The following is a 25,663-nucleotide window of genomic DNA, read 5'->3' on the forward strand; positions in this document are numbered from 1 at the left end:
TTCTTCGGCGTCAGGTTATCCACAACCTGGCGCATACGATTTCATAGGAGGCCTCACCAGCCTCACCCTTCAGGGATGGCCCAGGCCATCCCTTTTTTTGCCTGCGCACTCTGTACGAGGGAATCCAGCCGCGACCCAGCGCCTGAACTGCAGTTGCAGCGTAAGGCCCTGGATCTGCGGGAGTGACCCGATTCGCAGAGCTGTGAGGATGGCCCACGCCGCCGATCGCGGATACTTCCGCTGCTGCGAAACACTGCGGCCGTGGAACGCAGCGTGCTGGTCTGGTGCTCTACACGCGCCAGGCCTGCCTGAGGCGCGCCACGGCGTCGACGATCTGCGCCTCGGGCACGGCGGCAAAGCCCAGCACCAGGCCGGCGCGCTCATCGTCGGGTTCCTGGCTGTCCTCCAGCCAGTAGCCGCTCAGCCCGTTCATCTCCACCCCGGCGGCGTGTGCCGCATCCAGCAGCTCGCGCTCGCGCATCAGGCTGTCGACCCGTACGCACAGGTGCAGCCCGGCGTTCACCTGCGGCAGCGGCGCACAGCCGGGCAGCGTGTGCGGCCAGGCCTGCAGCAGCGCATCGCGGCGCGCCCGGGCGGCCTGGCGCATGCGCCGCACGTGCCGCTGGAAGTGCCCGGCGGCGATGAACTCGGCCATCACCGCCTGGGTGCCGACTTCAGAGTGGCGCATGTCCAGTGCCCGGCAACGGGCGAAGGGTTCCGCCAGTGCCGCAGGCAGCACCATGTAGCCCAGGCGCAGCGCGGGGAAGGCCAGCTTGCCGAAGGTGCCGATGTAGATCACCCGCTGCTGGCGATCCAGGGCTGCCAGCGGCGCCAGCGGCGTGCCGCTGTAGCGGTACTCGCCGTCGTAGTCGTCCTCGATGATCCAGGCGTCCTCGCGCTTGGCCCACTCCAGCAACTCCAGGCGCCGGGCAAGCGACAGGGTCACGCCTGTCGGGTACTGGTGCGAAGGGGTCAGGTAGACCAGGCGGCAGTCGTCGATGCGTTGCAGGGCCGCGACCTGCAGGCCGTCGTCATCCACGGCCACGCCCTGCAGTTGCGCGCCGGCCAGGGCAAAGGCATGGCCGGCAGCGCGGTAGCCGGGGTTCTCCAGCGCGACCCGGTCACCCGCCTGCACCAGCAGCTGGGCGCAGAGGCTGATGGCCTGCTGGGCGCCGCAGGTGATGACGATCTGCTGCGGGTCGCAGTCCAGGCCGCGCCCGGTGCGCAGGTAGGCGGCGATCAGCTGGCGCAGTTCCAGGTCGCCGGCCGGGTCGCCGTAGCCCAGGCGCGCCAGCGCGGGCTTGCGCCAGAAGCGTGCGTGCAAGCGCGCCCAGATGTCGAAGGGGAACAGGTCGAACGCCGGGACGCCGATGCGAAAGGCGCGTGGCGCACCGCTGGGCGGCACTGCCAGATGATGGCTCTGCAAGCGCTGCAGGACCGGGTTGCAAGGCAGCGCGCTGGCGCTCGGTGGCGGTGCCGGGCGGCGCGCCTCGAGTTCGGCGACATAGGTGCCGTCGCCCACGCGCCCGGCCACATAGCCTTCGGCATACAGCTGATCGAGCGCACGCGTCACGGTGTTGCGGGAAATGCCCAGCAATGTCGCCAGCTCGCGGCTGGCCGGCAGGCGCGTGCCGCCCGCCAGACGACCATCGAGGATGCGCTCGCGCAGCGCCTGGTAGAGCTGGCGCGCCAGGCCACGGCCAGCCTGCAGCTGGATGCCGGAGAGGTCGAACGACAGCGGTGCGGAAGGCTTCATGGTGGCTGATTGGCTCCATGGAAATGATCGGTAATGGATCTTACAGCAGACCAATATCCCGCCTAGCATGGCGCTATCGCATCGGAGATAGCTGCTCATGTACTGCCCCAGCGCTTTTCGCCAGGACGACCTGGCCACCCTGCACCAGCAGATTCAGGCCAGCGGCCTCGCCCTGCTCAGCAGTGCCGGCGAACAGGGGCTGCAGGCCAGCCACCTGCCGTTGCTGCTGGAGCCGCACGAAGGCGAGTTCGGCACGCTCTACGGCCACTTCGCCCGGGCCAATCCGCACTGGCGAGACCTCGCCACTGGCACCGAGGCCCTGGTGGTGTTCAGTGGCGCGGATGGCTATGTGCATCCCGGCTGGTACCCGGCCAAGGCCGAGCACGGCAAGGTGGTACCGACCTGGAACTACATCGCCGTGCATGCCTGGGGGCAGGCCGAGGTGTTCGACGACCCCGAGCGCCTGCTGCGCCTGGTCAGCCGCCTCAGCGACCGTCATGAACAGGGGCGTGCCCGGCCCTGGGCGGTGAGCGACGCACCGCGCGCCTACATCGACGCCATGTTGCGCGCCATCGTCGGCTTCGCCCTGCCGATCCGCCGCATCGAGGGCAAGTGGAAGCTCAGCCAGAACCGTTCGGCCGGCGACCAGGCCGGCGTGCGTGCGGGCCTGGCGGAGTCGGCCCGTGCCAGTGACCGCGAGCTGGCCCAGCAGATGAATCCAACCGACTGAGACACAAGGAGTGCCCAATGCTCGACATTCGCCCTGTAACCGCCGACGACCCTGCGGCCTGGCTGCCGCTCTGGCAGGCTTACCAGCGTTTCTATCAGGCTGACATAGCGGCCGAAACCAGCGCCGTGACCTGGCAGCGCTTTCTCGACCCGGCCGAACCGATGCACGCTGCGCTGGCCTGGCAGGAGGGCCAGGCGATCGGCCTGGTGCATTTCATCTACCACCGCAGTTGCTGGACCAGCGGCGACTACTGCTACTTGCAGGACCTCTATGTCGCCGAGCACATTCGCGGTGCCGGGATCGGGCGTGCGCTGATCGAGCACGTCTACCGCGAGGCACGGGCCGCCGGTGCCAGTCGCGTGCACTGGCTGACCCAGGAAACCAACTACCGGGGCCGCATGCTCTACGACCGCATTGGCGAGCGCTCCGGCTTCATCCAGTACAGGAAGCTCTTCTGATGACCACCGATCTCACCCACTGGCAACCTCGTCCGCAGCCGGACCAGCGCGTGCTGCAGGGCCGCTTCGTGCGCCTCGAGGCGCTGGATGTGGCGCGTCATGGCGAGGACCTCTGGTGCGCCCTGCAGGGGCCGGATCCCGCGCTGTGGGATTACCTGCCCTACGGTCCGTTCACCGAGCGCGCCAGTTTCGACGCCTGGTTGACGGGCAATGCCGAGAGTCGCGATCCGCTGTTCTATGCCGTGATCGACCAGGCCACGGGCTGCGCCCTGGGCCTGTTCAGCTACCTGCGCATCATGGCGCTCGATGGCAGCATCGAGATTGGCCACGTCGCCTTCGGCGCGCCCATGCAGCGCACGGCCGGTGCCACCGAAGCCATCTACCTGCTGGCGCGGCATGCCTTCGATGACTTGGGCTACCGCCGCCTGGAATGGAAGTGCGATGCGGCCAATGCCCGCTCGGAGCGGGCCGCCGAGCGCTTTGGCTTCACCCGCGAGGGTCTGTTCCGTCAGCACATGGTGCGCAAGGGGCGCAACCGCGACACCGCCTGGTTCTCCATCATCGACGGCGAGTGGCCGGGCTGCCGGAATGCGTTTCAGCTGTGGCTGGCGGCGGAGAACTTCGACGAGCAGGGCCAGCAGCGGCAGCGCCTGGAGGCGCTGCGCGGCTGATTCGAGGCTGTACCGGCCTGGTGGGCGATGACGCGAATCACTTCTTCCAGCAGTCGGCAAAGCGCTCGCACACGGCATAGCGCTTGTCCAGGTCGGCCATGCGTGTCAGGTGACTGTCGAGGCTTTCCTTCAGCACCTCCTGACCCGCCTTGCGGTAGTAGCGCAGCATGCGGATATTGACTGTGAGCGCCAGGGTCTTGTCCGTGGCTGTGCTGTTGGGGACCAGTTTGCGCAGTTCGGCCGTGTCCAGTTGCCTGAGGTACTTGCCGTATTCATTCTCGTAGCGTTCGAGTGTTCTCTGCTTGCTGGTCGAGAGCTCCTGCGTGGCGATGTCGATGTTCCGCTGGTACTCGTCCCAGTAGGCCGCTGGCAGAGTGAACCCCATGCGTCGGGTGCGTTCGTCGATCTGCTTGTCGAAGTTGTCGCCGAGCAGCGTCTTGTCCAGCGGCGGCAGCTCGGTCTTCATCGATTCGATGAGGCTCTCTGCGATGATCCGTTCGATCATGCCGACACGTTCCTGGGTATCGGGTTGCGCCTCAGGCGTCACGGGAAACAGCCCGTTGCTGCCTGTGCATTCAGGCAGCCCCTTGCTGAGCAATGGCACGGGGGAACGCGATACCTGGTCGCCGACCTGATGCAGACGATTCAACATTGCACGGCACATCTTGTCGGCGTACTCGAAGGTCAGCTCGTATTCCGCTCCGGGCTGTGGCGTGTAGCTGAACATGCTCCCGCACACGCTGCTCCGGCCCTGGGTGTTCACCATGAGCACGGCCTCCCGGCCTGGTTTCAGACGTATTTCCAGATAGGGCTCCGCGTCGGCAGGCGGGGCGATGGACATGTCCACCCGGCGTGCGGTGTTGGCCACGAACAGGTTATTGAGTATTCCAGTGGTTTGCCCTGCGCAGTGCTGGGCATCGAATACCGCGAGCGTGGCGCTATCCAGGCCGCTTATGAAACGCAGCTTGGCCGCGTCGGCTTCGCCGGCGTCCGGGTAGGTGCCGTGGATGCTGCATCCGCTCAGCAGCAGGGCAAGAAGGGGCATCGCCGCGAGGGCACGCAGGGTGGTCGAGTGAAGCATCGGCAGGTCGTCCTTGATGTGAGGCATGCGGGCGTGAGGCGGGCATGCTAGTTAATGGCGATGTGCCGGTCCAGCGCGTCGCGCTACTCCATCTCGAACAGGCCGTCACGCAGTTGCGCGCCGCTCAGGCGCTGGCGCACGTCGTCGTCGATGCGTGGGTCATCCGGTGCGTAGAGCATCAACTGGCGATAGGCGTTGACCCGGTTGATCTCGTGCCCCAGGTACTGCCAGACCACACGGGTGCAGGCCGGCGTGCGCCGGTCACCGCTGGAGACGCCGGTCTTGATGCCGTTGAGGCGGATGATGCGACTCTTGAAGCTGGGGATCAGGATGGTCTGGCTCATCTCGTTGCCGGTGAGCGACTCGTAGTCCACCAGGAACAGGCGGTCCTGCAGGAACAGCGCCGTGCCCAGGTAGCGGCAGCGCACCCAGTCCTCGCTGCCGCCGCGGGTCTGCTCCTGGCGCTCCTGGCGTTCCTGGCGCTCGAACAGGTAGTTGCCGCGCTCCTCGCGCAGGTGCACCAGTGACAGCAGCACGTGGCCGGGCACCGACATGCAGTTGGAATACTCGAAGTAGTAGCCGCAGTAGCGGTCCATCGGGCTGGCCTGGCGCCGCAGGGGGGCGAACAGCTCCAGCAGGGGGTCGCTGGCGCCATGGCTGGGCGCATCAGCGCTGCGTGCGCCGATCAGGCGGGCGAACTGCTCGCTCGGCATGGCCAGTTCGAACGGCTCGACGCCGAAGAAATCGCAGATGCGCTTGAGGTTGTGCGCGGTGGGCCTGCTCTGGCCCGCCAGGTAGCGGTTGAACTGGGCGCGGTTGATCGCCAGCTTGCGGCACACCTCGGCGATCGAACGGTAGTGGCTGCAGAGCAGTTTCAGGTTGCTGCCGAGGGAATCGGACATATGACCTCTCCAGCTGATGCGAAAGATGCGATTCTAGCATCAACTCGCGTCAGTTCGCCGCGACCTGCGAAATTGTCCCCTGCGGCGCCTTCACCAACCATTGCGCCTCCCGCCCGGCGGGCGCATTCCCTATTCAGAACAACAAGAGAGAAAGCCTCCCATGCTCGATCTTCTCAATGACCTCATCTGGAGCAAGCTGCTGATCGTGATGCTGATCGGTCTCGGCCTGTACTTCACCGTCGCCTCACGTTTCGTTCAGTTCCGCTACTTCGGCAGCATGTTTCGCATCTTCAGCGAAGCGCTGCAGCGCCAGCCTGGCCAGCTCAGCTCGTTCCAGGCCCTGATGCTGTCGGTGGCCGGCCGCGTGGGTGCGGGCAACATCGCCGGCGTCTCGGTGGCGATCATGCTCGGTGGCCCGGGCGCCATCTTCTGGATGTGGGTCGTTGCCCTGGTCGGCATGGCCACCAGCTTCTTCGAGTGCTCCCTGGCGCAGCTGTACAAGCGCCGCGAAGCCGACGGCACCTACCGTGGCGGCCCGGCGTTCTACATCCAGCATGGCCTCGGCCAGCGCTGGCTGGGCATCGTCGTGTCGATCCTGCTGCTGGCGACCTTCGGTTTCGGTTTCAACGCGGTGCAGTCGTTCACCGTGGCCAGCTCGCTGCATGACACCTTCGGCGTACCGACGCTGGTCAGCGGCATCGCCCTGACCGTGGTGATCGGCCTGATCATCTTCGGCGGCATCAAGCGTATCGCCCAGTTCGCCGACGTGCTGGTACCGGTCATGGCGTTCTCCTACATCGCCATGGCGCTGCTGGTGATCGGCCTGAACATCTCCGAAGTGCCGGCCACCTTCGCGCTGATCTTCAAGAGCGCGTTCGGCCTGGAGCCGGCGTTTGCCGGTGGCATCGGCGCCGCCATCATCATGGGCGTCAAGCGCGGCCTGTTCTCCAACGAGGCCGGCCTGGGCAGCGCGCCTAACGTGGCCGCCGTCGCCGAGGTCAAACACCCGGCCGCGCAGGGCATCGTGCAGTCGCTCAGCGTGTTCATCGACACCCTGATCCTGTGCAGCTGCACCGCGCTGATCATCCTGCTCTCCGGTGTCTATCAGCCGGGCATGGAAGAGGCCGGTGTGGTCCTGACCCAGACTGCCGTCGCCGCCGTGGTCGGTGAGTGGGGCCGCGTGTTCATCAGCATCGCCCTGCTGCTGTTCGTCTTCACCACCCTGATCTACAACTACTACCTCGGCGAGAACGCCCTGGGCTTCTTCAGCCAGAAGCGCGCCCCGGTGATGGTCTACCGTGTGCTGGTGGTGGTTCTGGTGCTGTGGGGTTCGGTGCAGGACCTGGGCACCGTGTTCGCCTTCGCCGACGTGACCATGGGCCTGCTGGCCATCGCCAACCTCATCGCCCTGGCGCTGCTGTTCAAGGTAGGCGTGCGCCTGATGCGCGACTACGATAGCCAGATCAAGGCTGGCGTCGAGTCCCCGGTGTTCGACGCCAAGCAGTTCGCCGATCTGGACCTCGACCCCGCTGTGTGGAGCAGCCAGCCGAGCAATGCCGCAGACCCTGCGGAAGTCGGTGACCGCGTTTTCCAGCGTTGAGTTGATCCGGAAAAAAGGGGGCGAGGCCCCCTTTTTTTGGCCTGTCATATTAGGTGGTTGCCTGTAGAGGGCGCCGCCAGGACGCCTGAAGCCCCTGTAAGGGGTTCATGTCCGTGATTTGCGAGGAGAGCCCATGGCTACCCCAGAAAGACTCCTGGTGCTGTACACCGGCGGCACCATCGGCATGCAGATGAGCGCGGACGGCCTGGCGCCGGCCTCCGGTTTCGAGGCGCGCATGCGTGACCAGCAGGCGCGCGAGGATGGCAGCGAGCTGCCGCTCTGGCAGTTTCGCGAGCTGCTGCCGCTGATCGACAGCGCCAACATGAACCCTGGCCACTGGCTGGCCCTGCGCGACCTGATCGTCGAGGCCGTCGAGGCGGGTGAGCATGACGCGGTGCTGGTGCTGCATGGCACCGATACCCTGGCCTACAGCGCGGCGGCGCTGAGCTTCCTGTTGCTGGGCTTCAACGTGCCGGTGGTGCTGACCGGCGCCATGCAGCCGGCGGGTGTCGAAGGCGGCGACGCCTGGCCCAATCTGTTCGGTGCGATGCGCGCATTGCATCGTGGGGTGAAGCCGGGGGTGCATCTGTTCTTCAACGGCCACCTGCTGCACGGTGCACGTTGCTCGAAGCTGCGCAGCGACGCCTTCGACGCCTTCCAGGTGCTGCCCCGCGAGCGTCAGGCCGAGCGGGCGGCCATCACCGCGCGCATCGACTATCGCCAGGCTCGCCGTGCGGTGAACGTCGCCGTGTTGCCGTTGCACCCCGCCGTGCAGGCCGGGCACCTGCGAGCCCTGCTGGCGAGCGGTGTCCAGGGCCTGTTGCTGGAGTGCTACGGCAGCGGTACCGGCCCTGCCGGCGATGCCGAGCTGATGGAAGTGCTGCGCGAGGCGCACGGGCGTGGCGTGGTGCTGGCGGCGATCAGCCAGTGCGCGCAGGGCCATGTGCAGTTCGGTGTGTACGCCGCCGGCAGTCGCCTGGCCGAGGTCGGCCTGGTGTCCTGTGGCGGCATGACGCGCGAGGCTGCGCTGGGCAAGCTGTTCGCCCTGCTCGGGGCCGGCCTGCTGCAGAACGAGGTCGAGCACTGGCTGGCGCGCGATCTCTGTGGTGAGATGAACGACTGATCCACCTGCCCACAGAGGAAGGACGATGAGCGTCGAGATTCGCCCCGTAGTTGCTGCCGACCACGAAGCCTGGCTGCCCCTGTGGCAGGGCTACCAGCGCTTCTACATGACCGACATTCCAGCCGAAGCCAGCGCCGCCACCTGGCAGCGCTTTCTCGACCCCGCCGAGCCGATGGGCGCGGCCCTGGCCTGGCAGGGCGAGCAGGCCATCGGGCTGGTGCACTGGGTCATGCACCGCTCGACCTGGACGCTGGGCGACTACTGCTACCTGCAGGATCTGTTCGTCGCGCGCGGCCAGCGCAGCAGCGGTGTCGGCCGCCGGCTGATCCAGCATGTCTACGAGCAGGCGCGTGAGGCGGGCTGCTCGCGGGTGCACTGGCTGACGCACGAGAGCAACAGCCAGGCCAAGCTGCTCTACGAGCGCATCGGCGAGCGCTCGGGCTTCGTCCAGTACCGCAAGTTGCTGTAGATGGCCGTCATGGCCGCCTGGCGATGAAGTCGATCTCCACCCGCGCATGGCGGGCCAGGCCGGTGGTGCCGATGCAGGTACGGGCCGGGCGCCTGCCTTCGGGGAAGTAACTGGCGTACACCGCATTGAAACGCTGGTAATCCGCGTGGAAATCGGTGAGGAAGGCGCGGGCCGAAACCACGTTCTCCAGGCCCAGGCCAAGGCCGTTCAGCACCACCAGCAGGTTGTCGAAGGTCTTGTGGGTCTGCGCCTCGATGCCCTCGGGCAGGGGCGCGGACTCATCGCCCGGCTCGATGGGCAGCTGGCCGGTGACGAACACCCAGCCATCGGCTTCGCAGGCGTGGGAGAACGGCGCGACCGGTGCGGGGGCTGCGGTGAACATGTGGTACTCGGGCATCGACATGGGCACTCCTGGTCTTCTCGATGGCCGCACGACGGTGCGGCCTGTAGCGACCATAGCCCATCGGCTCAGAACACCGACCAGCCAATGCGCTGACTGAGCAGCTCCAGGGCCTTCATGCCGGCCAGCGAGTTGCCGGCGGCGTTCAACTCCGGTGACCACACGCAGACGCTGAACTGCCCCGGCACCACCGCGACTATCCCGCCACCCACGCCACTCTTGCCCGGCAGGCCGACGCGATAGGCGAAGTTGCCGGCTTCGTCGTACAGCCCGCTGGTGGCCATGATGGCGTTGATCTGCTTGCTCTGGCGCGGTGACAGCACCTGCTCGCCGCTGTGCTGGCAGAACCCCTGGTTGGCCAGGAAGCCGAAGGCTCGCGCCAGGTCGACGCAGCTCATGCGCAAGGCGCAGCAACTGAAGTAGCTGCGCAGCACCGCTTCCACCTCGTTGTGGAAATTGCCGAACGACTGCATCAGGTAGGCCGCCGCCGCGTTGCGTGCGCGGTGCTGGTACTCCGACTCGGCGACATGGTTGTCCACCGTCACCTCCGGGTTGTCCGACAGGCGCCGGACGAAGTCGCGCATCGACAGCGCCGGTGCTGCGTAGCGCGACTGGTTGATGTCGCAGATCACCAGGGCGCCGGCGTTGATGAAGGGGTTGCGCGGCCTGCCGCGTTCGAACTCGAGCTGTACCAGCGAGTTGAATGGCTGCCCCGAGGGTTCGTGGCCGAGGCGCTGCCAGATGTCTTCGCCGCTGTGGCCGATAGCCTGCACCAGGCTGAAGACCTTGGAGATGCTCTGGATGGAAAACGGCGTGCGCGCATCGCCGGCGACATGCAGCTGGCCATCGTTGCCGTACACGGCGATGCCCAGTTGATCGGGGACGATACTGGCGAGGGCGGGGATGTAGTCAGCGACCTTGCCCTGGCCGATCAGCGGGCGGACTTCATCGAGAATTTCGTTCAACAGCGCTTGCATGGGTAGAGCCTGTTCAAAGTCTCGCGAGCTGGAGCCATGCAAGGCGCAACGACCAGCGGGATGCACAGCCCAGGGCTGGCCCGAAGGGTGAGCGCCAGCGAATCAAGCAGGCGAGGACCGGTAGGAGTCGCGCTCGACTTTACGAGCGGTGAATGAGCATTTCGAGCTTGTCCTTCGAGCAGCATGGCCGACGCGCAGCTGACTTTGGGCTGGCTCGCGGCGGCGCCGGGTTGCCCCGGCATGTCAATCCTAGACGCCGGCGGGCGAGGTGGAATCACAGACGACGGCTTGCTCTGGCAGGCGCGGGCCCCTAGTCTCGGTCTCCCCTTTCGCTGGCGCAGTACGATGTCCACCGTTCTCAATGTCCTGTTGCCGATCTTCGGCCTGATCCTGATCGGCTACATCTGCCGACGTACCAACCGCCTGGGACCGACCGCCGCCTCGGAGATGAACCGCTTCGTGGTCTGGCTCGGCCTGCCGGCACTGCTGTTCAGCCTCACGGCCAAGGCCGACTGGGCGCATATCTGGCAGCCGGGTTTCCTGCTCGCCTTCACCGGCGGCATGCTGGCGGTGTTCCTGATCACCCTGGCGTATCGCTGGAAAGCCACGGGCAGTCTGGTCGACGCCAGTATCGATGGCCTCAGCGCCGGCTACGCCAACACCGGCTACATCGGCATTCCGCTGTGCGTGCTGGTGCTCGGCGACGACGGCATGGCGCCGGCGTTGATCGCCTCGCTGATGGTGGTCTGCGTGCTGTTCGGCCTGGCGGTGGTGTGCATCGAGGTGGGGTTGCAGAGCAAGAAGGGGCTGGCCGGGGCGATCCTCCAGGTGTTCGTCGCGCTGCTGAAGAACCCGCTGGTGGTGGCGCCGCTGCTCGGCGCCGCCTGGGCCCTGGGCGGGGCTCAGCTGCCCGCGGCGCTGGACGAATTCCTGCGCCTGCTGGGGGCTGCCACCGTGCCTTGCGCCCTGGTCTCGCTGGGGCTGTTCCTGGCGCAGCGGCAAAGCGGCTCGGGCGCCGGGGCCTGGCCCCTGGTAGGCCTCAAGCTGGTGTTGCAGCCGCTGGTGACCTGGTTCATCGCCTTCGTCCTGCTCGACCTGCCACCCTTCTGGGCACACGCTGCGCTGCTGCTCAGCGCGCTGCCAACCGGCACCGGACCCTTCATGCTGGCCGAGTACTACGACCGCGAGGCCGGGCTGGTGTCGCGGGCGATCCTGTTCTCGACCCTGGGCTCGCTGCTCACCCTGTCGCTGATCCTGCTGCTGATCACGCCGTGAGCTGCAGCTCCACCCCCAGCTGTTGCGACAGGCAGGGCCAGCGCTGCCAGGCCGACGCGGTATTCGGCGCCGCCAGGCGCTCGCGGTAGGCCTGCACGGACGGCTGGTCGAAGCTGCTGTCGTCGAGCATGCCGGCCAGGGCATGGTGCACCGCTTCGTCCAGCTGGTTGGCGAACGGCTCGCCGATCAACTGGTGGGCGATCAGGTTGGCGCGGGTGGTATCCAGCGGGATCAATGGCTGCCCGAGGTGGGCGATGTAGCGGTCGTTGACCTCTTCGACCAGGCGATGCGCCAGGTAGGCCTCGTCGAGCAGGCCTTCGAGCCCTTCGTGCCCCGCCACCAGCGTCGGCGGCTGCAGGAAGAACTGCTCGGCGATCTTCAGCACCGGTTTCACCGCCGCCTCGATCCCGGCTTCGCGGGCCACGTCGGCGGCCGCGTCGAGGACGTCCGGCACCTCTTCGATATAGGCGATGACGAAAGCGCTCAGCGCCCCCGATGCATTGTCTTCGGGCAGGCGGATGGAGGGATGCAGGCGTTCCAGCTGCGTCTGGAGGAAGCGGGCGAGGGTCTGCTCGCCGGCTTCCTGCTGGCGGGCCTGGGCGATCAGTTGGCGAAGGGCGGCGGTGTTCATGACTGCTCCTACGAATTCAGGACATGGACGTGAACCTTAGCCGGCGTAATTCGCGGGCTAAGACGCGATTGTCATAACTTTTTCATACTTATGCGAGTCCGCTATATCTACCTGTATCAGAAACGCTACAACCCGCGCCGGGCGCGCTCTTCAGCATCGGCGTCGGGAGGGCATGGAGGGCCTTTCCGGCACATTGCGGGCTGAAAGTCGCCGTCTATACTCGATTTCGAAAGGCAGTACCTGATGGAACCGGACGGGCTCAGGCACGGAAAGGTTTTGACAGCAGTTGCCAGCAGTCAGGCGGGGCAGCCCAGGCAGTGAGCCAGGTGCTACCTCGTCGATGGCAGTCGATCCCTTAGCCGCAGGCTCAGCCGGCGGGATAACAAGAACAATCAAGGGGAACCCGCAATGATGCGACATCCACGAGTCTGGATGGGCCTCCTGCTGTGGCTGGCATTGGGCTCGGCGCACGCCCAGTGGACGGTCAACATGGCGCCCGGTGTCACCGAGGTCAGCCGTTCCGTCTTCGACCTGCACATGACCATCTTCTGGATCTGTGTGGTGATCGGCATCCTGGTGTTCGGTGCCATGTTCTGGTCGATGATCCTGCACCGCCGCTCCACCGGCCAGGAGCCCGCGCACTTCCATGAAAGCACTACCGTCGAGATTCTCTGGACCGTGGTGCCACTGTTCATCCTGGTGGCGATGGCGATTCCCGCGACCAAGACGCTGATCGACATCTACGACTCGTCCGAGTCCGAGCTGGACATCCAGATCACCGGCTACCAGTGGAAGTGGCACTACAAGTACCTGGGCCAGGATGTCGAGTTCTTCAGCAACCTGGCCACGCCGCGCACGCAGATCACCAACCGCGAAGACAAGGGCGAACACTACCTGCTGGAGGTGGATGAGCCGCTGGTGGTGCCGGTGGGCACCAAGGTGCGCTTCCTCATCACCGCGGCCGACGTGATCCATTCCTGGTGGGTGCCGGCTCTGGCGGTGAAGAAGGATGCCATTCCCGGCTTCATCAACGAATCCTGGACCCGCATCGAGGAGCCCGGCATCTACCGTGGCCAGTGCACCGAGCTGTGCGGCAAGGACCACGGCTTCATGCCCGTGGTGGTCGAGGCCAAGTCCAAGGAGGACTTCGCCGCCTGGCTGGCCGAGCGCAAGCAGGCGGCCGCTGCCGAGCGCGAGCTGACCAGCAAGGAGTGGACCATGGAAGAGCTGATGGCGCGTGGCGAGAAGGCCTACAACACCACCTGCGCCGCCTGCCACCAGCCCACCGGTGAAGGCCTGCCGCCGATGTTCCCGGCACTCAAGGGTTCGCCCGTCGCCACCGGGCCGGCCGAAGGCCATATCGACATCGTCTTCCACGGCAGGCCGGGAACCTCCATGGCGGCGTTCGGCAAGCAGCTGTCGCCGGTCGACCTGGCCGCCATCATCACCTACGAGCGCAATGCCTGGGGCAACAATGTCGGTGACATGGTCACGCCCAAGGACATTCTCGATTTCTCCAAGGCGCAGGAGTAAGGACATGAGTGCAGTGATCGACCACGGTCATACTGACCACCACCATGGCCCGGCCAAGGGCCTGATGCGCTGGGTGCTGACCACCAACCACAAGGACATCGGCACGATGTACCTGTGGTTCAGCTTCTGCGCCTTCCTGCTCGGCGGCTCGATGGCCATGGTCATCCGTGCCGAGCTGTTCCAGCCGGGCCTGCAGATCGTGCAGCCGGAGTTCTTCAACCAGATGACCACCATGCACGGCCTGATCATGGTCTTCGGCGCGGTGATGCCGGCCTTCGTCGGCCTGGCCAACTGGATGATCCCGCTGATGATCGGCGCGCCGGACATGGCCCTGCCGCGCATGAACAACTTCAGCTTCTGGTTGCTGCCGGCGGCCTTCGGTCTGCTGGTCAGCACCCTGTTCATGGAGGGCGGCGGGCCCAACTTCGGCTGGACCTTCTACGCGCCGCTGTCGACCACCTATGCGCCGGAGAGCACCACCTTCTTCATCTTCGCCATCCACCTGATGGGCATCAGCTCGATCATGGGCGCGATCAACGTGATCGCCACCATCCTCAACCTGCGTGCGCCCGGCATGACGCTGATGAAGATGCCGCTGTTCGTCTGGACCTGGCTGATCACCGCCTTCCTGCTCATCGCGGTGATGCCGGTGCTGGCCGGCGTGGTGACCATGATGCTGATGGACATCCACTTCGGCACCAGCTTCTTCAACGCCGCCGGCGGTGGTGACCCGGTGCTGTTCCAGCATGTGTTCTGGTTCTTCGGCCACCCCGAGGTGTACATCATGATCCTGCCCGCGTTCGGTGCGGTCAGCTCGATCATCCCGGCGTTCGCGCGCAAGCCGCTGTTCGGCTACACCTCGATGGTCTATGCGACGGCGGCCATCGCCTTTCTCTCGTTCATCGTCTGGGCGCACCACATGTTCACCGTCGGCATCCCGCTGACCGGCGAGCTGTTCTTCATGTACGCCACCATGCTGATCGCCGTGCCCACCGGGGTGAAGGTGTTCAACTGGGCCAGCACCATGTGGCAGGGCTCGATGACCTTCGAGACACCGATGCTGTTCTCGGTGGCCTTCGTCATCCTGTTCACCATCGGCGGTTTCTCCGGGCTGATGCTGGCCATCGCCCCGTCGGACTTCCAGTACCACGACACCTACTTCGTGGTGGCCCACTTCCACTACGTGCTGGTGCCCGGTGCGATCTTCGGCATCTTCGCCTCGGCCTACTTCTGGCTGCCGAAATGGACCGGCCACATGTATGACGAGACCCTGGGCAAGCTGCACTTCTGGATGAGCTTCGTCGGCATGAACCTGGCCTTCTTCCCGATGCATTTCGTCGGCCTGGCCGGCATGCCACGGCGCATCCCCGACTACAACCTGATGTTCGCCAACTTCAACATGGTCTCCAGCATCGGCGCCTTCCTGTTCGGGGCGACCCAGCTGCTGTTTCTGTTCATCGTCATCAAGTGCATCCGCGGCGGCAAGCCGGCTCCGGCCAAGCCCTGGGATGGCGCTGAGGGGCTGGAGTGGACGGTGCCCTCGCCGGCGCCCTACCACACCTTCAGCACGCCGCCGGAAGTGAAGTAGGAGGTCCGCCGTGAGCGAGGTCATCGCGACGCGTCGCCTGGTCGCCCGCCTGCTGGTCGTGGTGGTGGTGATGTTCTGTTTCGGCGTCTTCGTCCTGCCGCCGTTCTACGACGCCATGTGCCGCGTGTTCGGGATCAACGGCAAGACCGCCGGCCCCTATCAGGGCGAGCAGGTGGTCGATGAGGTGCGCCAGGTGCGCGTGCAGTTCCTCGCCACCAACTCGGCCGAGATGGTCTGGGAGTTCGCGCCCAAGGCCGACGAACTGCTGGTTCATCCGGGGGAAACCCGCGACATGCTGTTCGTCGCCTACAACCCCAGCGACCACCCGATGACCGCGCAGGCGATTCCCAGCATCTCGCCTTCGAAGGCGGCGGCCTTCTTCCACAAGACCGAGTGTTTCTGCTTCAGCCAGCAGGTGCTGCAGCCCGGCGAACGCATCGAGATGCCGGTGCGCTTCATCGTCGACCGCGACCTGCCACAGGACGTGAAACACCTGACCCTGAGCTACACCCTGTTCGATATCACCGAACGCAAACCGCCAGTGGTACAGGCGACCCTTGCTCGGGCGACTCCATAAGGAGAACAACAATGTCGAGTCACGAAAACTATTACGTACCGGCGCAAAGCAAGTGGCCCATCGTCGCCAGTATCGGGTTGCTGGTGAGTTTCTTCGGCGTGGGGACCTGGTTCAACGACCTGTCGGCGGGGCGGGAGAGTTCCAACGGCCCGCTGATCTTCTTCGTCGGCGGGCTGATCCTGGCCTGGATGCTGTTCGGCTGGTTCGGCAACGTCATCAAGGAAAGTCGCAGCGGCCTGTACAGCGCGCAGATGGACCGCTCGTTCCGCTGGGGCATGAGCTGGTTCATCTTCTCCGAGGTGATGTTCTTCGCCGCCTTCTTCGGCGCGCTGTTCTACATCCGCACCTTTGCCGTGCCCTGGCTGGGCGGTGAAGGCGACAAGGGTGTGGCGAACATGCTCTGGGAGGGCTTCGAGTACAACTGGCCCCTGCTGCAGAACCCCGACTCCAAGCTGTTCCCGCCGCCCACCGGGGTCATCGATCCGTGGCACCTGCCGCTGGTCAACACCATCCTGCTGGTGTCTTCCAGCTTCACCGTCACCTTCGCCCACCATGCCCTGAAGAAGAATCACCGGGGGGCGCTCAAGGCCTGGCTGGCGGCCACCATCGTGCTGGGCCTGAGCTTCCTGTTCTTCCAGGTCGAGGAGTACATCGAAGCCTACACCGAGCTGGGCCTGACGCTGGGCTCGGGCATCTACGGGGCGACCTTCTTCATGCTCACAGGTTTCCACGGCGCCCACGTGACGCTCGGCACCCTGATCCTGACCGTCATGCTGGTGCGCATCCTGCGCGGGCATTTCGATGCCGACAAGCACTTCGGTTTCGAGGCCGCCGCCTGGTACTGGCACTTCGTCGACGTGGTCTGGCTGGGCCTGTTCATCTTCGTCTACGTGCTGTGAGGCAGCGGTCAGCCACACGCTTCACGCTGCAAGAAACGCGCTGCGGATCACCGCAGGCGTTGCGCTACCAGGTGACGTGGGACACCAGTTGCCCTGAATAGAAGCCCCAGGCGATCAGGGCGACGGTGATGGCGGTCAGGCCGACGCGCAGGGCCAGGGCGCCGAGGACACGGGAACCATGGCCTTCGTCCTTGACCAGGAAGAACAGGCCGCTGAACAGGCTGGTGAGCGTGGCCAGCAGCAAGAGGATGATCGCGGCCTTGAGCATGCGGGACTCCGGGGGAATCGACTGATGCAGTGCAGTATAGCCAGCCACTCCAAGCCCAACGGCAGGTTGCGATGAGCGCCTTCCGTCCCGGCTGGCTGCCCAGCCTGCTGGTCGCCCTGCTCCTGCCGGGGTTGTTGTGGCTGGGTTTCTGGCAACTGCAGCGCGGTGACGAGAAGCGCCAGCTGCTGGCCAGTTTCGAGGCACGGCGCCAGGCCGAGCCGATCAGCCTCGACCAGCTCGAGCCACTGCGCGACCCCGCCTATCGGCGCGTGCAGCTGCATGGCTACTTCGACAGCGAGCACAGCCTGCTGCTGGACAACCGGATTCGTGACGGCCATGCCGGCGTGGAACTGCTGCAACCCTTCTACGACCAGCCCAGCGGGCTCTGGGTGTTGCTCAACCGTGGCTGGCTGCCCTGGCCGGACCGGCGCACGCCGCCCCGTTTCGCCAGCCCCGACGGCGTCATGCAGCTCACGGCCTGGGTCTACGTGGCACCTGCGGGCGGCCTGCACCTGCAGTCCGGTGTCATGGACGGCTGGCCCCGGCTGATCACCCAGGTCGAGGCCCCCGACCTGTGGCAGCGCCTGGGGCGCGGTGGCCTGCCATTCGAGGTGCGCCTGGAACCCGGGCCCGCCAGCTATCGCGTCGACTGGCCGATCGTCTCCATGAGCCCCAGCAAGCATGTGGGCTATGCCGTGCAGTGGTTCGCTCTGGCTGCGGCACTGCTCGGCCTGTTCATCTATCTCGGAATACACAACGCACGGGAGATTCGCCATGAACCCAGCCATCGCCATGCCTGAGGCTCCGCGCAAGGGGCGTGGCCGCCTGCAGCTGTTGCTGATCCTGGCCATCGTCATCGGCCCGATGCTGCTCGCCAGCGCCATGTACAAATGGCGCTTCTGGGTGCCGGAGACGCGGAGCTACCACGGCGTGCTGATCGGCGATGGCCGCACCCTGGCCGATCTCGGCGTGCAGGGCGAGGTGCAGCCGGTGTGGCAGATCCTGGTCACGGCGCCTGGGGCGTGCGATGCCGACTGCCAGCAGCTGGTCTACCTGGCGCGGCAGATCCAGATCGGCCTCAACCGCGAGACGGGCCGGGCCAGTCATGCGCTGGCCCTGGCCGAGGCGCTGCCCGCCGACTACCAGGCCAAGCTCGAGCGTGAGTACCCGCGCCTGGGGCGCTACCCGCTGGATCCGCAGGCCTACGACAAGGCCAGCGGGACGGCATCCGGCGCCCAGCTGTGGCTGGTCGACCCGCACGGCAACCTGGTGCTGCGCTACCCCGCCGGTAGTGACGGCAAGGCCATCCTCGATGACCTGCGCTACCTGCTGAAGATTTCCCTGATCGGTTGAGGCTCCGCCCGGCCTTCGCCGGCAGAGCGCCAAGCCCAGTGCCCAAGGAGTAGACATGCACAAGCCAGGTTATCGTCTAGCGCTGTTCGCGACCCTCCTGACCGTGGTGGTGGTCCTGCTCGGGGCCTACACCCGGCTCACCCACGCCGGCCTGGGCTGCCCGGACTGGCCAGGCTGCTACGGGTTTCTCGGCGTGCCGATGAGCGAGCACAAGCAGGCCATCGCCGAGGCGCGCTTCCCGGAGGCGCCGGTGGAAGTGGCCAAGGGCTGGTACGAGATGATCCACCGCTACTTCGCCGGTTCCCTGGGCCTGGTGATACTGGCCATCGCCACCCAGGCCATCCGCCGCCGCGCCGATGCCACGCAGCCGCTCAAGCTGCCACTGGCCATCCTGGCCCTGGTGATCCTGCAGGGGGCGTTCGGCATGTGGACGGTCACCCTGCAACTCTGGCCGCAGGTGGTCACGGCGCATCTGCTGGGCGGCTTCGCCACCCTGAGTCTGCTGACCCTGCTGACGTTGCGCCTGTCCGGGCGTTTCGCACCGCTGCAGTTGCCGGCCGGCCTGCGCGCGCTGGCTGCGGCCTGCCTGCTGCTGGTGATCGGGCAGATCGTCCTCGGCGGCTGGGTCAGCTCCAACTACGCGGCGGTCGCCTGCGTCGACTTGCCCACCTGCCACGGCGAGTGGTGGCCGGCGATGGACTTCGGCAAGGGCTTTCACCTCACCCAGCACATCGGCCCCAACTACCTGGGCGGCCAGCTCGACAGTGACGCGCGCACCGCCATTCACATGAGCCATCGCATCGGCGCCCTGCTGGTCACGCTGGCGCTGCTGTTGCTGGCCTGGCGCCTGCGGGCGGCCGGTTTGCCGCGCCTGGCCGGGCTGCTGCTGGTCGCGCTGGCACTGCAGATCAGCCTGGGGTTGAGCAACGTGATCTTCCACCTGCCGCTGCTGGTGGCGGTGGCGCATAACGCTGGCGGCGCGGCCCTGCTGCTGACGATGGTGCTGATCAACTATCGCCTGCGTGGCAGCGCCGTGGAGCGTGCCAGGGCGGGCGAACCTGCCGTGCAACGGGTGATGGCCAGCAAGCTGGCGCCGGCACTCGGCAAATGACAAGAAGAGGAGAATGACCATGGCTACCGTGCTCACTGCTCACGCCGCCTCCGCAAGCTGGCGCGACTACCTCGAGCTGACCAAGCCTCGGGTGGTGCTGCTGATGCTGATCACTTCCCTGGTCGGCATGTTCCTCGCCACCCGTGCCGGTGTGCCGTGGACCGTGCTGCTGTTCGGCAACCTGGGCATCGGCCTGTGCGCCGGGGCGGCGGCGGCGGTCAACCATGTGGTGGACCGGCGCATCGACTCGATCATGGCGCGCACGCACAAGCGACCGGTCACCTCGGGGCGCGTCTCGCCCGTGGCCGCGCTGGCATTCGCCCTGGCGCTGGCCATCACCGGCATGAGCCTGCTGCTGCTGTTCACCAACGAGCTGGCCGCCTGGCTGACCCTGGCCTCCCTGCTTGGCTACGCGGTGATCTACACCGGGTTCCTCAAGCGCGCCACGCCGCAGAACATCGTCATCGGTGGCCTGGCGGGCGCCGCGCCGCCGCTGCTCGGCTGGGTGGCGGTGACCGGGCACCTGAGCGCCGAACCGCTGCTGCTGGTACTGATCATCTTCGCCTGGACGCCGCCGCACTTCTGGGCCCTGGCCATTCATCGCAAGGCCGAATACGCCAAGGCCGACATTCCCATGTTGCCGGTGACCCACGGCGAGCATTACACCAAGGTGCACATCCTCCTCTACACCCTGGCGATGTTCGCCGTGACCCTGCTGCCCTATGCCATCCACATGAGCGGGGTGCTCTATCTCGGTTGTGCGCTGTTGCTCGGCGGGCGCTTCCTGCACTGGGCCTGGGTGCTGTACCGTGACAGCAAACCGCACGCGGCGATCAACACCTTCAAGTACAGTATCTGGTACCTGTTCCTGTTGTTCATCGCCTTGCTGGCGGATCACTACCTGCTGCTGAATGTCTAGCGAGCCGCGGCGGCGCAGCTGGCTTTCACGACGTGCTAAGGGCTTTCATGACTCGTACTCACATAACCGTCTTCGTTCTTGTCGCCATCGTGGCCCTGGTGCTGGGCCTGACCGTCAACAAGGTGCTCAGCAGCAAGGGCCAGGGTGATCCGGCGGCGCTGCTCGATGCCGGCATCGTCCTGTTGCCGCAGCCTCGCAGCCTGCCGGCGCTGACCCTGACCAACCAGGATGGCAAGGCCGTGGCGGTCGATCAGCTCAAGGGCGACTGGACCCTGCTGTTCTTCGGCTACACCTTCTGCCCGGATATCTGCCCGGCCACCCTCGCCCAGCTGCGCCAGCTGCAGGGCCAGCTGCCGGAAGAAACCCGTGCGCGGCTGAACGTGGTGATGGTCAGCGTCGACCCGCACCGTGATACGCCGGAGCAACTGAGCAAGTACCTGGGCTACTTCGATGCGGGCTTCAAAGGGCTGACCGGTGAGGAGGCGACGCTGCAGAAGTTCGCCAATTCGGTGAGCATCCCCTACATCCCGGCCGACACCAGCAAGGAAAACTACACCGTCGATCACAGCGGTAACCTGGTGATCGTCGGCCCGGATGGCACCCAGCGCGGCTTCATCCGCGCGCCGATCAACAACGCCAAGCTGGCCGAGCAACTGCCGGGGCTGGTTTCCGGCAGTTGACGGCAAGTTCCAGCGTAGGGTGGATGACGCTCTTCTCATCCACCGCAGCGCCCGCCACGGTGGACCGGTGAAGCGTGGTCCACCCTACGGTGTTGGCGGCTCGCCCGCTCTGCAAGTCTGTCGCTGCTGGCAAACCCCTGCGTAGGGTGGATGACGCTCTTCTCATCCACCGCAGCGCCTGCCACGGTGGACCGATGAAGCGTGGTCCAGCCTACAGCGCGAACGGCAGGGGCAGGTCTACCTGTTGGCGTTGCGCCAGGCGACGCTGGAACTCGCCGGGGTCATGAATCAGCACCTCCTGCCCGGCGAACGACTCGGCGGCGATCAGGCGTGACAGCCAGAAGCGCACGCAGGCCACGCGCAGCATCGCGGGCCACAGCTCGGCCTCTGCCGCCGTGAACGGCCGCAGCGCAGCATAGGCGCCGAGCAGCGCGCGGGCACGGGCACCATCGAGGCTGCCATCTTCGTGCGAGCACCAATCGTTCAGGGTGATGGCCAGGTCGTAGAGCATCGGCCCCGAGCAGGCGTTGTAGAAGTCGATCACGCCCGCCAGGTGATTGCCGTCGAACAGCACGTTGTCGCGGAACAGGTCGGCATGCAGGTTGGCGCGTGGCAGAGCGAGGATGCGCGGCTTCAGCTCGGCGATCTCCTGCAGCGCATCACGCAGCAGAGGCAGCGCCTGCTCGTCGAGTTTCAGGGCCTGGCTCGGGCCTTCGGCGAGCATCCAGTCCAGCCCGCGATCACTGCGTCGTTCGACGGGAGTGGCCCGCGTCGCCAGGTGAATGTTCGCCAGCAGGCGGCCGACTTCCTGACAGTGGTGGGCATTGGCCTCGCGCACGTGCTTGCCGGACAGCCTCGGCTGCAGCAGTGCCGGCTTTTCGGCCAGGCTGCGCAGGGCCAGGCCATCCTGGGTACGCAGGGCGTAGGGCACCGGCAGGCCGGCATCGTGCAGGACGTCGAGCAGTTCGATGAAGAACGGCAGGTCGCCCACCGGGCCGCGCTCGACCAGGGTCAGAACGTATTCGCCCTGCTCCAGGCTGACGAAGAAGTTGCTGTTTTCGCTGCCCGCCGCAATACCCTGGAAATCACGCAGGCGCCCGAGCCCGTAGGGCGCCAGGAAGACTTCGAGCTCATGACGCTCCAGGGGGGTGAATACCGACATATCAGACCTTTATTGCCTTACCAGCTGAAGATTTCCCATGACGGGATGAGCATGTCCGGATCGTCCGAACGAATGAAATTGCCGTCGCTGCCATCGGCGCGCACGAGAAAATAGGGTTTGCCATTCTTCGGAATGACCTTGATGGCATAGAGGAAGCCATTGACCCGGTATTCCTGGATGGTGCGGTCGCCGTCCTGGCGGATGGTTACGTCGGGGTCAGCGGAAACCGGGTCCTCGGCGTGAGCGGCGAGCGGAAGACAGGCCAGCAGGCTGACCAGCAACAGGCGATTCAATGTACCCATGATAACCTTGCTCCTTGATATTCACCGATGCAGCCATTCTACCGCTGCACCCGCCGAAAAGGTTGATCCCGCGCATGAGCCAAGCTCCCCTCGTTCTGGTCGACGGTTCCTCGTACCTGTACCGCGCTTTCCACGCCCTGCCCCCGCTGACCACGTCCAAGGGCATGCCCACCGGGGCGGTCAAGGGCGTGTTGAACATGCTCAAGAGCCTGCGCAAGCAATACCCGAACAGTCCGTTCGCCGTGGTCTTCGACGCCAAGGGCGGCACCTTCCGCGATGAGCTGTTCGCCGAGTACAAGGCCAACCGCCCGTCGATGCCGGACGAGCTGCGTGTCCAGGTCGAGCCGCTGCATGCCAGCGTGCGTGCCCTGGGCCTGCCGCTGCTGTGCGTCGAAGGCGTGGAAGCCGACGACGTGATCGGCACCCTGGCCCGGCAGGCAGCCGGCGAGCAGCGCGACGTGGTGATCTCCACCGGCGACAAGGACATGGCGCAACTGGTCTGCCCGCACGTTACGCTGGTCAACACCATGACCGGAAGCGTCTATGACGAAGGTGGCGTAAAGGAGAAATTCGGTGTCGGTCCCGAGCTGATCATCGATTACCTGGCCCTGATGGGCGACAAGGTGGACAACATTCCCGGCGTACCCGGGGTCGGCGAGAAAACCGCGCTCGGCCTGCTGGTCGGCATCGGTGGTGGTCTCGACGTGCTCTACGCCAATCTCGACAAGGTGCCGGCGCTGCCGATTCGCGGCGCCAAGGGCCTGCCGGCCAAGCTCGAGGAACACCGCGAGATGGCCTACCTCTCCTATCAGCTGGCGACCATCAAGACCGACGTGCCGCTGAACATCGCCATCGATGACCTGCATCCGGGCGAGCCGGATCAGGCGGCGCTGGTCGAGCTGTATGGCGAACTGGAATTCAAGAACTGGCTGGACGACCTGCTGCGCCAGAACAAGGGCCTGGCGGCCAAGGCCGCTGCGCCTGCCGGTGATCTGTTCGCCGAGCCGGTCGCCGGTGCTGCCGAGGCGCTTGCCGAACCCGCGCCGGCGAGCAGCGGGGATTACCAGCTGGTGCTGGAGCAGGCGCAGTTCGATGCCTGGCTGAAGAAGCTGGAGCAGGCCGAGCTGATCGCCTTCGACAGCGAAACCACCAGCGTCGATGCCCAGCAGGCGCAACTGGTCGGCCTGTCCTTCGCGGTCAAGGCCGGCGAGGCCGCCTACGTGCCGCTGGCCCACAGCTACATGGGCGTGCCGCAGCAGCTCGACCGCGATGCCGTGCTCAAGGCGCTGCAGCCGATCCTCGAAGACCCGGCCAAGGCCAAGGTTGGCCAGCATGCCAAGTACGACATCAATGTGCTGGCCAATGCCAGTACGCCGATCGCGGTGCAGGGCGTGGCCTTCGACACCATGCTCGAATCCTACGTGCTGGACTCCACCGCCACCCGTCACGACATGGACAGCCTGGCGCTGAAGTACCTGAACCACAGCACCATCCGCTTCGAGGACATCGCCGGCAAGGGAGCCAAGCAGCTGACCTTCGACCAGATTCCGCTGGAGCAGGCCGGGCCGTACGCCGCCGAGGACGCCGATGTGACCCTGCGTCTGCACCAGGAACTCTGGGGCCGCCTCGAATCCGTGCCGTCACTGGCCAAAGTGCTGCGCGAGATCGAGATCCCGCTGGTGCCGGTGCTGGCGCGTATTGAGCGCAACGGTGCGCTGGTCGATGCCCGGCTGCTCGGTCAGCAGAGCGTCGAACTGGGCGAGAAGCTGGTGGAACTGGAGCGCAAGGCCTTCGAGATCGCCGGCGAGGAGTTCAACCTGGCTTCGCCCAAGCAGCTCGGTGTGATTCTCTACGAGAAGCTCGGTTACCCGGTGATCAGCAAGACCGCCAAGGGTCAGCCGTCCACCGCCGAGGCGGTGCTCGCCGAGCTGGCCGAGCAGGACTTCGAACTGCCCAAGGTGCTGATGCAGTACCGCTCCCTGAGCAAGCTCAAGAGCACCTACACCGACAGGCTGCCGGAGCAGATCAACCCGCGTACCGGGCGCATCCATACCAGCTACCACCAGGCGGTGGCGGCGACCGGGCGCCTGTCCTCGAGTGACCCGAACCTGCAGAACATCCCGATCCGTACCGCCGAGGGGCGGCGGATCCGCCAGGCGTTCGTCGCCCCCAAGGGCTACCGCACGATGGCGGCGGACTACTCGCAGATCGAGTTGCGCATCATGGCCCACCTGGCCAAGGACGAAGGCCTGCTGGAAGCCTTCCGCAATGACCTGGACGTGCACAAGGCCACCGCAGCCGAGGTGTTCGGCGTGGCGCTGGACGAGGTCAGCAGCGATCAGCGGCGCAAGGCCAAGGCCATCAACTTCGGTCTTATCTATGGCATGAGCGCCTTCGGCCTGGCCAAGCAGATCGACGTCGAGCGCAAGGAGGCCCAGGCCTACATCGACCGTTACTTCGCCCGTTATCCCGGCGTGCTCAGCTACATGGAGCGCACCCGTGCGCAGGCGGCCGAGCAGGGCTACGTGGAGACCGTGTTCGGCCGGCGTCTGTACCTGCCGGAGATCCACGCGCAGAACCAGGCCATGCGCAAGGGGGCCGAGCGGGCGGCGATCAACGCGCCCATGCAGGGCACGGCGGCGGACATCATCAAGCGCGCGATGATCAAGGTGGACGGCTGGTTGCAGGACAGCGGCGTGGATGCGCGAATCATCATGCAGGTCCACGACGAACTGGTGCTGGAGGTGCGCGAGGACCTGGTCGACGAGGTCGGTGCCAAGCTTCAGAGCCTGATGGGGGACGCCGCCGACCTGGATGTGCCGTTGCTGGTCGAAGTGGGTGTCGGTGCCAACTGGGATGAAGCGCATTGATACCCGGTGCCGCGGCGCAAAGCCGCGGCCGCTCTAGCTTATGGGTTTCAGGGCATCAAACGGCGCTTTCTTATTGCAAATGGTTTTTAAAAAAGCGATGAACTTTCCGCCAGGCAGCCAGGTCAGAGTTCGTGAATGGCCGTTAAGCCCTTCAATGCTCCTTTGTTGTGTTAAGTGTTGGCAGACATCTGGACCCCGCCCTAGCGGTTCAGACCTTGAACCCCGAACTTCTCCCTCCCCATACGAAGCTCGGGGTTTTTTTTGCCTGAAAAAAAGCGGCCGCCAGCGGCATTCTGCTGAGCCTCTCCCATTTATGGGTGACGACTGC

The 25,663-nt window shown here is 65.8% G+C and carries 26 protein-coding genes; 17 read left to right on the forward strand and 9 right to left on the reverse strand.

Annotated elements, in window-relative coordinates:
• Positions 1-289 precede the first annotated feature (289 nt).
• Positions 290-1,756 carry a PLP-dependent aminotransferase family protein gene (locus FIV02_RS00605; protein ID WP_152487516.1) on the reverse strand — a complete coding sequence of 489 codons (1,467 nt, stop codon included), beginning with the start codon at positions 1,754-1,756 and terminating at the stop codon, positions 290-292.
• A 97-nt stretch (positions 1,757-1,853) separates the two neighbouring features.
• Between FIV02_RS00605 and FIV02_RS00610 the strand changes: the two genes are divergently transcribed.
• From FIV02_RS00610 to FIV02_RS00620, 3 genes are read left to right on the forward strand one after another with little or no spacing between them, the layout of a single operon-like run.
• Positions 1,854-2,486: an FMN-binding negative transcriptional regulator gene (locus FIV02_RS00610; RefSeq protein ID WP_152487517.1), complete on the forward strand. Its 633-nt coding sequence runs from the start codon at positions 1,854-1,856 to the stop codon at positions 2,484-2,486.
• Between the two features lie 17 nt (positions 2,487-2,503).
• Positions 2,504-2,944, forward strand: coding sequence for a GNAT family N-acetyltransferase (locus tag FIV02_RS00615; RefSeq protein ID WP_152487518.1), 441 nt, complete (start codon positions 2,504-2,506; stop codon positions 2,942-2,944).
• A complete protein-coding gene (locus FIV02_RS00620) occupies positions 2,944-3,615 on the forward strand; it encodes a GNAT family N-acetyltransferase (protein WP_152487519.1) in 672 nt (223 codons plus the stop codon). Before FIV02_RS00615 ends, FIV02_RS00620 begins: the two co-directional genes overlap by 1 nt.
• A gap of 37 nt (positions 3,616-3,652) precedes the next feature.
• Here the strand turns inward: FIV02_RS00620 and FIV02_RS00625 are convergent, their stop codons facing one another.
• Together FIV02_RS00625 and FIV02_RS00630 are read right to left on the reverse strand one after the other, a co-directional pair.
• On the reverse strand, positions 3,653-4,696 hold the full coding sequence (locus FIV02_RS00625; RefSeq protein WP_152487520.1) for a hypothetical protein: 1,044 nt from the start codon (positions 4,694-4,696) through the stop codon (positions 3,653-3,655).
• A gap of 83 nt (positions 4,697-4,779) precedes the next feature.
• Positions 4,780-5,598, reverse strand: coding sequence for a helix-turn-helix transcriptional regulator (locus FIV02_RS00630; protein WP_152487521.1), 819 nt, complete (start codon positions 5,596-5,598; stop codon positions 4,780-4,782).
• Positions 5,599-5,758: 160 nt separating this feature from the next.
• Here FIV02_RS00630 and FIV02_RS00635 point away from each other — a divergent pair, with 160 nt between their 5' ends.
• From FIV02_RS00635 to FIV02_RS00645, 3 genes are all read left to right on the forward strand, one after another.
• On the forward strand, positions 5,759-7,198 hold the full coding sequence (locus FIV02_RS00635; RefSeq protein ID WP_037054005.1) for a sodium:alanine symporter family protein: 1,440 nt from the start codon (positions 5,759-5,761) through the stop codon (positions 7,196-7,198).
• Positions 7,199-7,331: 133 nt separating this feature from the next.
• Complete coding sequence (locus FIV02_RS00640; RefSeq protein ID WP_152487522.1) at positions 7,332-8,321, forward strand: asparaginase; 990 nt, start codon at positions 7,332-7,334, stop codon at positions 8,319-8,321.
• A 25-nt stretch (positions 8,322-8,346) separates the two neighbouring features.
• On the forward strand, positions 8,347-8,790 hold the full coding sequence (locus FIV02_RS00645) for a GNAT family N-acetyltransferase (RefSeq protein ID WP_037054000.1): 444 nt from the start codon (positions 8,347-8,349) through the stop codon (positions 8,788-8,790).
• 7 nt (positions 8,791-8,797) lie between these two features.
• Here the strand turns inward: FIV02_RS00645 and FIV02_RS00650 are convergent, their stop codons facing one another.
• Together FIV02_RS00650 and glsB are read right to left on the reverse strand one after the other, a co-directional pair.
• Positions 8,798-9,193, reverse strand: a complete 396-nt coding sequence (locus FIV02_RS00650; protein WP_037053998.1) for a RidA family protein — start codon at positions 9,191-9,193, stop codon at positions 8,798-8,800.
• 65 nt (positions 9,194-9,258) lie between these two features.
• The gene (gene glsB / locus FIV02_RS00655; RefSeq protein ID WP_037053994.1) at positions 9,259-10,167 is read right to left on the reverse strand and encodes a glutaminase B; all 909 of its coding nucleotides are present in this window, start codon (positions 10,165-10,167) and stop codon (positions 9,259-9,261) included.
• Positions 10,168-10,512: 345 nt separating this feature from the next.
• On the opposite strand from glsB, the gene FIV02_RS00660 reads away from it, so the two are divergent.
• On the forward strand, positions 10,513-11,442 hold the full coding sequence (locus tag FIV02_RS00660; RefSeq protein ID WP_152487523.1) for an AEC family transporter: 930 nt from the start codon (positions 10,513-10,515) through the stop codon (positions 11,440-11,442).
• On the opposite strand, the gene FIV02_RS00665 is transcribed toward FIV02_RS00660, so the two are convergent.
• Positions 11,432-12,073: a hypothetical protein gene (locus tag FIV02_RS00665; RefSeq protein ID WP_037053988.1), complete on the reverse strand. Its 642-nt coding sequence runs from the start codon at positions 12,071-12,073 to the stop codon at positions 11,432-11,434. The genes FIV02_RS00660 and FIV02_RS00665 overlap by 11 nt on opposite strands.
• Before the next feature lie 408 nt (positions 12,074-12,481).
• Between FIV02_RS00665 and coxB the strand changes: the two genes are divergently transcribed.
• The 4 genes from coxB to FIV02_RS00685 are packed head-to-tail and all read left to right on the forward strand — an operon-like array spanning position 12,482 to position 16,670.
• Positions 12,482-13,606 (forward strand): cytochrome c oxidase subunit II, encoded by a 1,125-nt coding sequence (gene coxB, locus FIV02_RS00670; protein ID WP_134677557.1) that lies wholly within the window; start codon positions 12,482-12,484, stop codon positions 13,604-13,606.
• A 4-nt stretch (positions 13,607-13,610) separates the two neighbouring features.
• Positions 13,611-15,194: a cytochrome c oxidase subunit I gene (ctaD, locus tag FIV02_RS00675; RefSeq protein ID WP_047592770.1), complete on the forward strand. Its 1,584-nt coding sequence runs from the start codon at positions 13,611-13,613 to the stop codon at positions 15,192-15,194.
• A 10-nt stretch (positions 15,195-15,204) separates the two neighbouring features.
• Positions 15,205-15,771: a cytochrome c oxidase assembly protein gene (locus tag FIV02_RS00680; protein WP_152487524.1), complete on the forward strand. Its 567-nt coding sequence runs from the start codon at positions 15,205-15,207 to the stop codon at positions 15,769-15,771.
• Between the two features lie 11 nt (positions 15,772-15,782).
• Positions 15,783-16,670, forward strand: a complete 888-nt coding sequence (locus tag FIV02_RS00685) for a cytochrome c oxidase subunit 3 (RefSeq protein ID WP_037053976.1) — start codon at positions 15,783-15,785, stop codon at positions 16,668-16,670.
• Positions 16,671-16,734: 64 nt separating this feature from the next.
• On the opposite strand, the gene FIV02_RS00690 is transcribed toward FIV02_RS00685, so the two are convergent.
• Entirely contained in the window at positions 16,735-16,938 is a 204-nt protein-coding gene (locus tag FIV02_RS00690; protein ID WP_037053973.1) for a twin transmembrane helix small protein, read from the reverse strand.
• A gap of 71 nt (positions 16,939-17,009) precedes the next feature.
• Here FIV02_RS00690 and FIV02_RS00695 point away from each other — a divergent pair, with 71 nt between their 5' ends.
• The 5 genes from FIV02_RS00695 to FIV02_RS00715 are packed head-to-tail and all read left to right on the forward strand — an operon-like array spanning position 17,010 to position 21,001.
• On the forward strand, positions 17,010-17,738 hold the full coding sequence (locus tag FIV02_RS00695; protein WP_051800620.1) for an SURF1 family protein: 729 nt from the start codon (positions 17,010-17,012) through the stop codon (positions 17,736-17,738).
• The gene (locus FIV02_RS00700) at positions 17,713-18,291 is read left to right on the forward strand and encodes a hypothetical protein (protein ID WP_134677561.1); all 579 of its coding nucleotides are present in this window, start codon (positions 17,713-17,715) and stop codon (positions 18,289-18,291) included. The genes FIV02_RS00695 and FIV02_RS00700 overlap by 26 nt, the downstream gene beginning before the upstream one ends.
• Before the next feature lie 55 nt (positions 18,292-18,346).
• Positions 18,347-19,402: a heme A synthase gene (locus tag FIV02_RS00705; RefSeq protein ID WP_037053967.1), complete on the forward strand. Its 1,056-nt coding sequence runs from the start codon at positions 18,347-18,349 to the stop codon at positions 19,400-19,402.
• A 19-nt stretch (positions 19,403-19,421) separates the two neighbouring features.
• Positions 19,422-20,321 carry a heme o synthase gene (gene cyoE / locus FIV02_RS00710; RefSeq protein WP_152487525.1) on the forward strand — a complete coding sequence of 300 codons (900 nt, stop codon included), beginning with the start codon at positions 19,422-19,424 and terminating at the stop codon, positions 20,319-20,321.
• Positions 20,322-20,368: 47 nt separating this feature from the next.
• The gene (locus FIV02_RS00715) at positions 20,369-21,001 is read left to right on the forward strand and encodes an SCO family protein (RefSeq protein ID WP_037053965.1); all 633 of its coding nucleotides are present in this window, start codon (positions 20,369-20,371) and stop codon (positions 20,999-21,001) included.
• Between the two features lie 211 nt (positions 21,002-21,212).
• On the opposite strand, the gene FIV02_RS00720 is transcribed toward FIV02_RS00715, so the two are convergent.
• Together FIV02_RS00720 and FIV02_RS00725 are read right to left on the reverse strand one after the other, a co-directional pair.
• Entirely contained in the window at positions 21,213-22,163 is a 951-nt protein-coding gene (locus tag FIV02_RS00720) for a homoserine kinase (RefSeq protein ID WP_152487526.1), read from the reverse strand.
• Positions 22,164-22,180: 17 nt separating this feature from the next.
• Positions 22,181-22,465 (reverse strand): DUF2782 domain-containing protein, encoded by a 285-nt coding sequence (locus FIV02_RS00725; protein WP_037053961.1) that lies wholly within the window; start codon positions 22,463-22,465, stop codon positions 22,181-22,183.
• Positions 22,466-22,539: 74 nt separating this feature from the next.
• Here FIV02_RS00725 and polA point away from each other — a divergent pair, with 74 nt between their 5' ends.
• Positions 22,540-25,335: a DNA polymerase I gene (gene polA / locus FIV02_RS00730; RefSeq protein ID WP_152487527.1), complete on the forward strand. Its 2,796-nt coding sequence runs from the start codon at positions 22,540-22,542 to the stop codon at positions 25,333-25,335.
• Positions 25,336-25,663 lie beyond the last annotated feature (328 nt).

This window comes from Pseudomonas sp. THAF187a (genome assembly GCF_009363395.1).
In the GTDB taxonomy this organism is placed as follows: domain Bacteria; phylum Pseudomonadota; class Gammaproteobacteria; order Pseudomonadales; family Pseudomonadaceae; genus Aquipseudomonas; species Aquipseudomonas khazarica.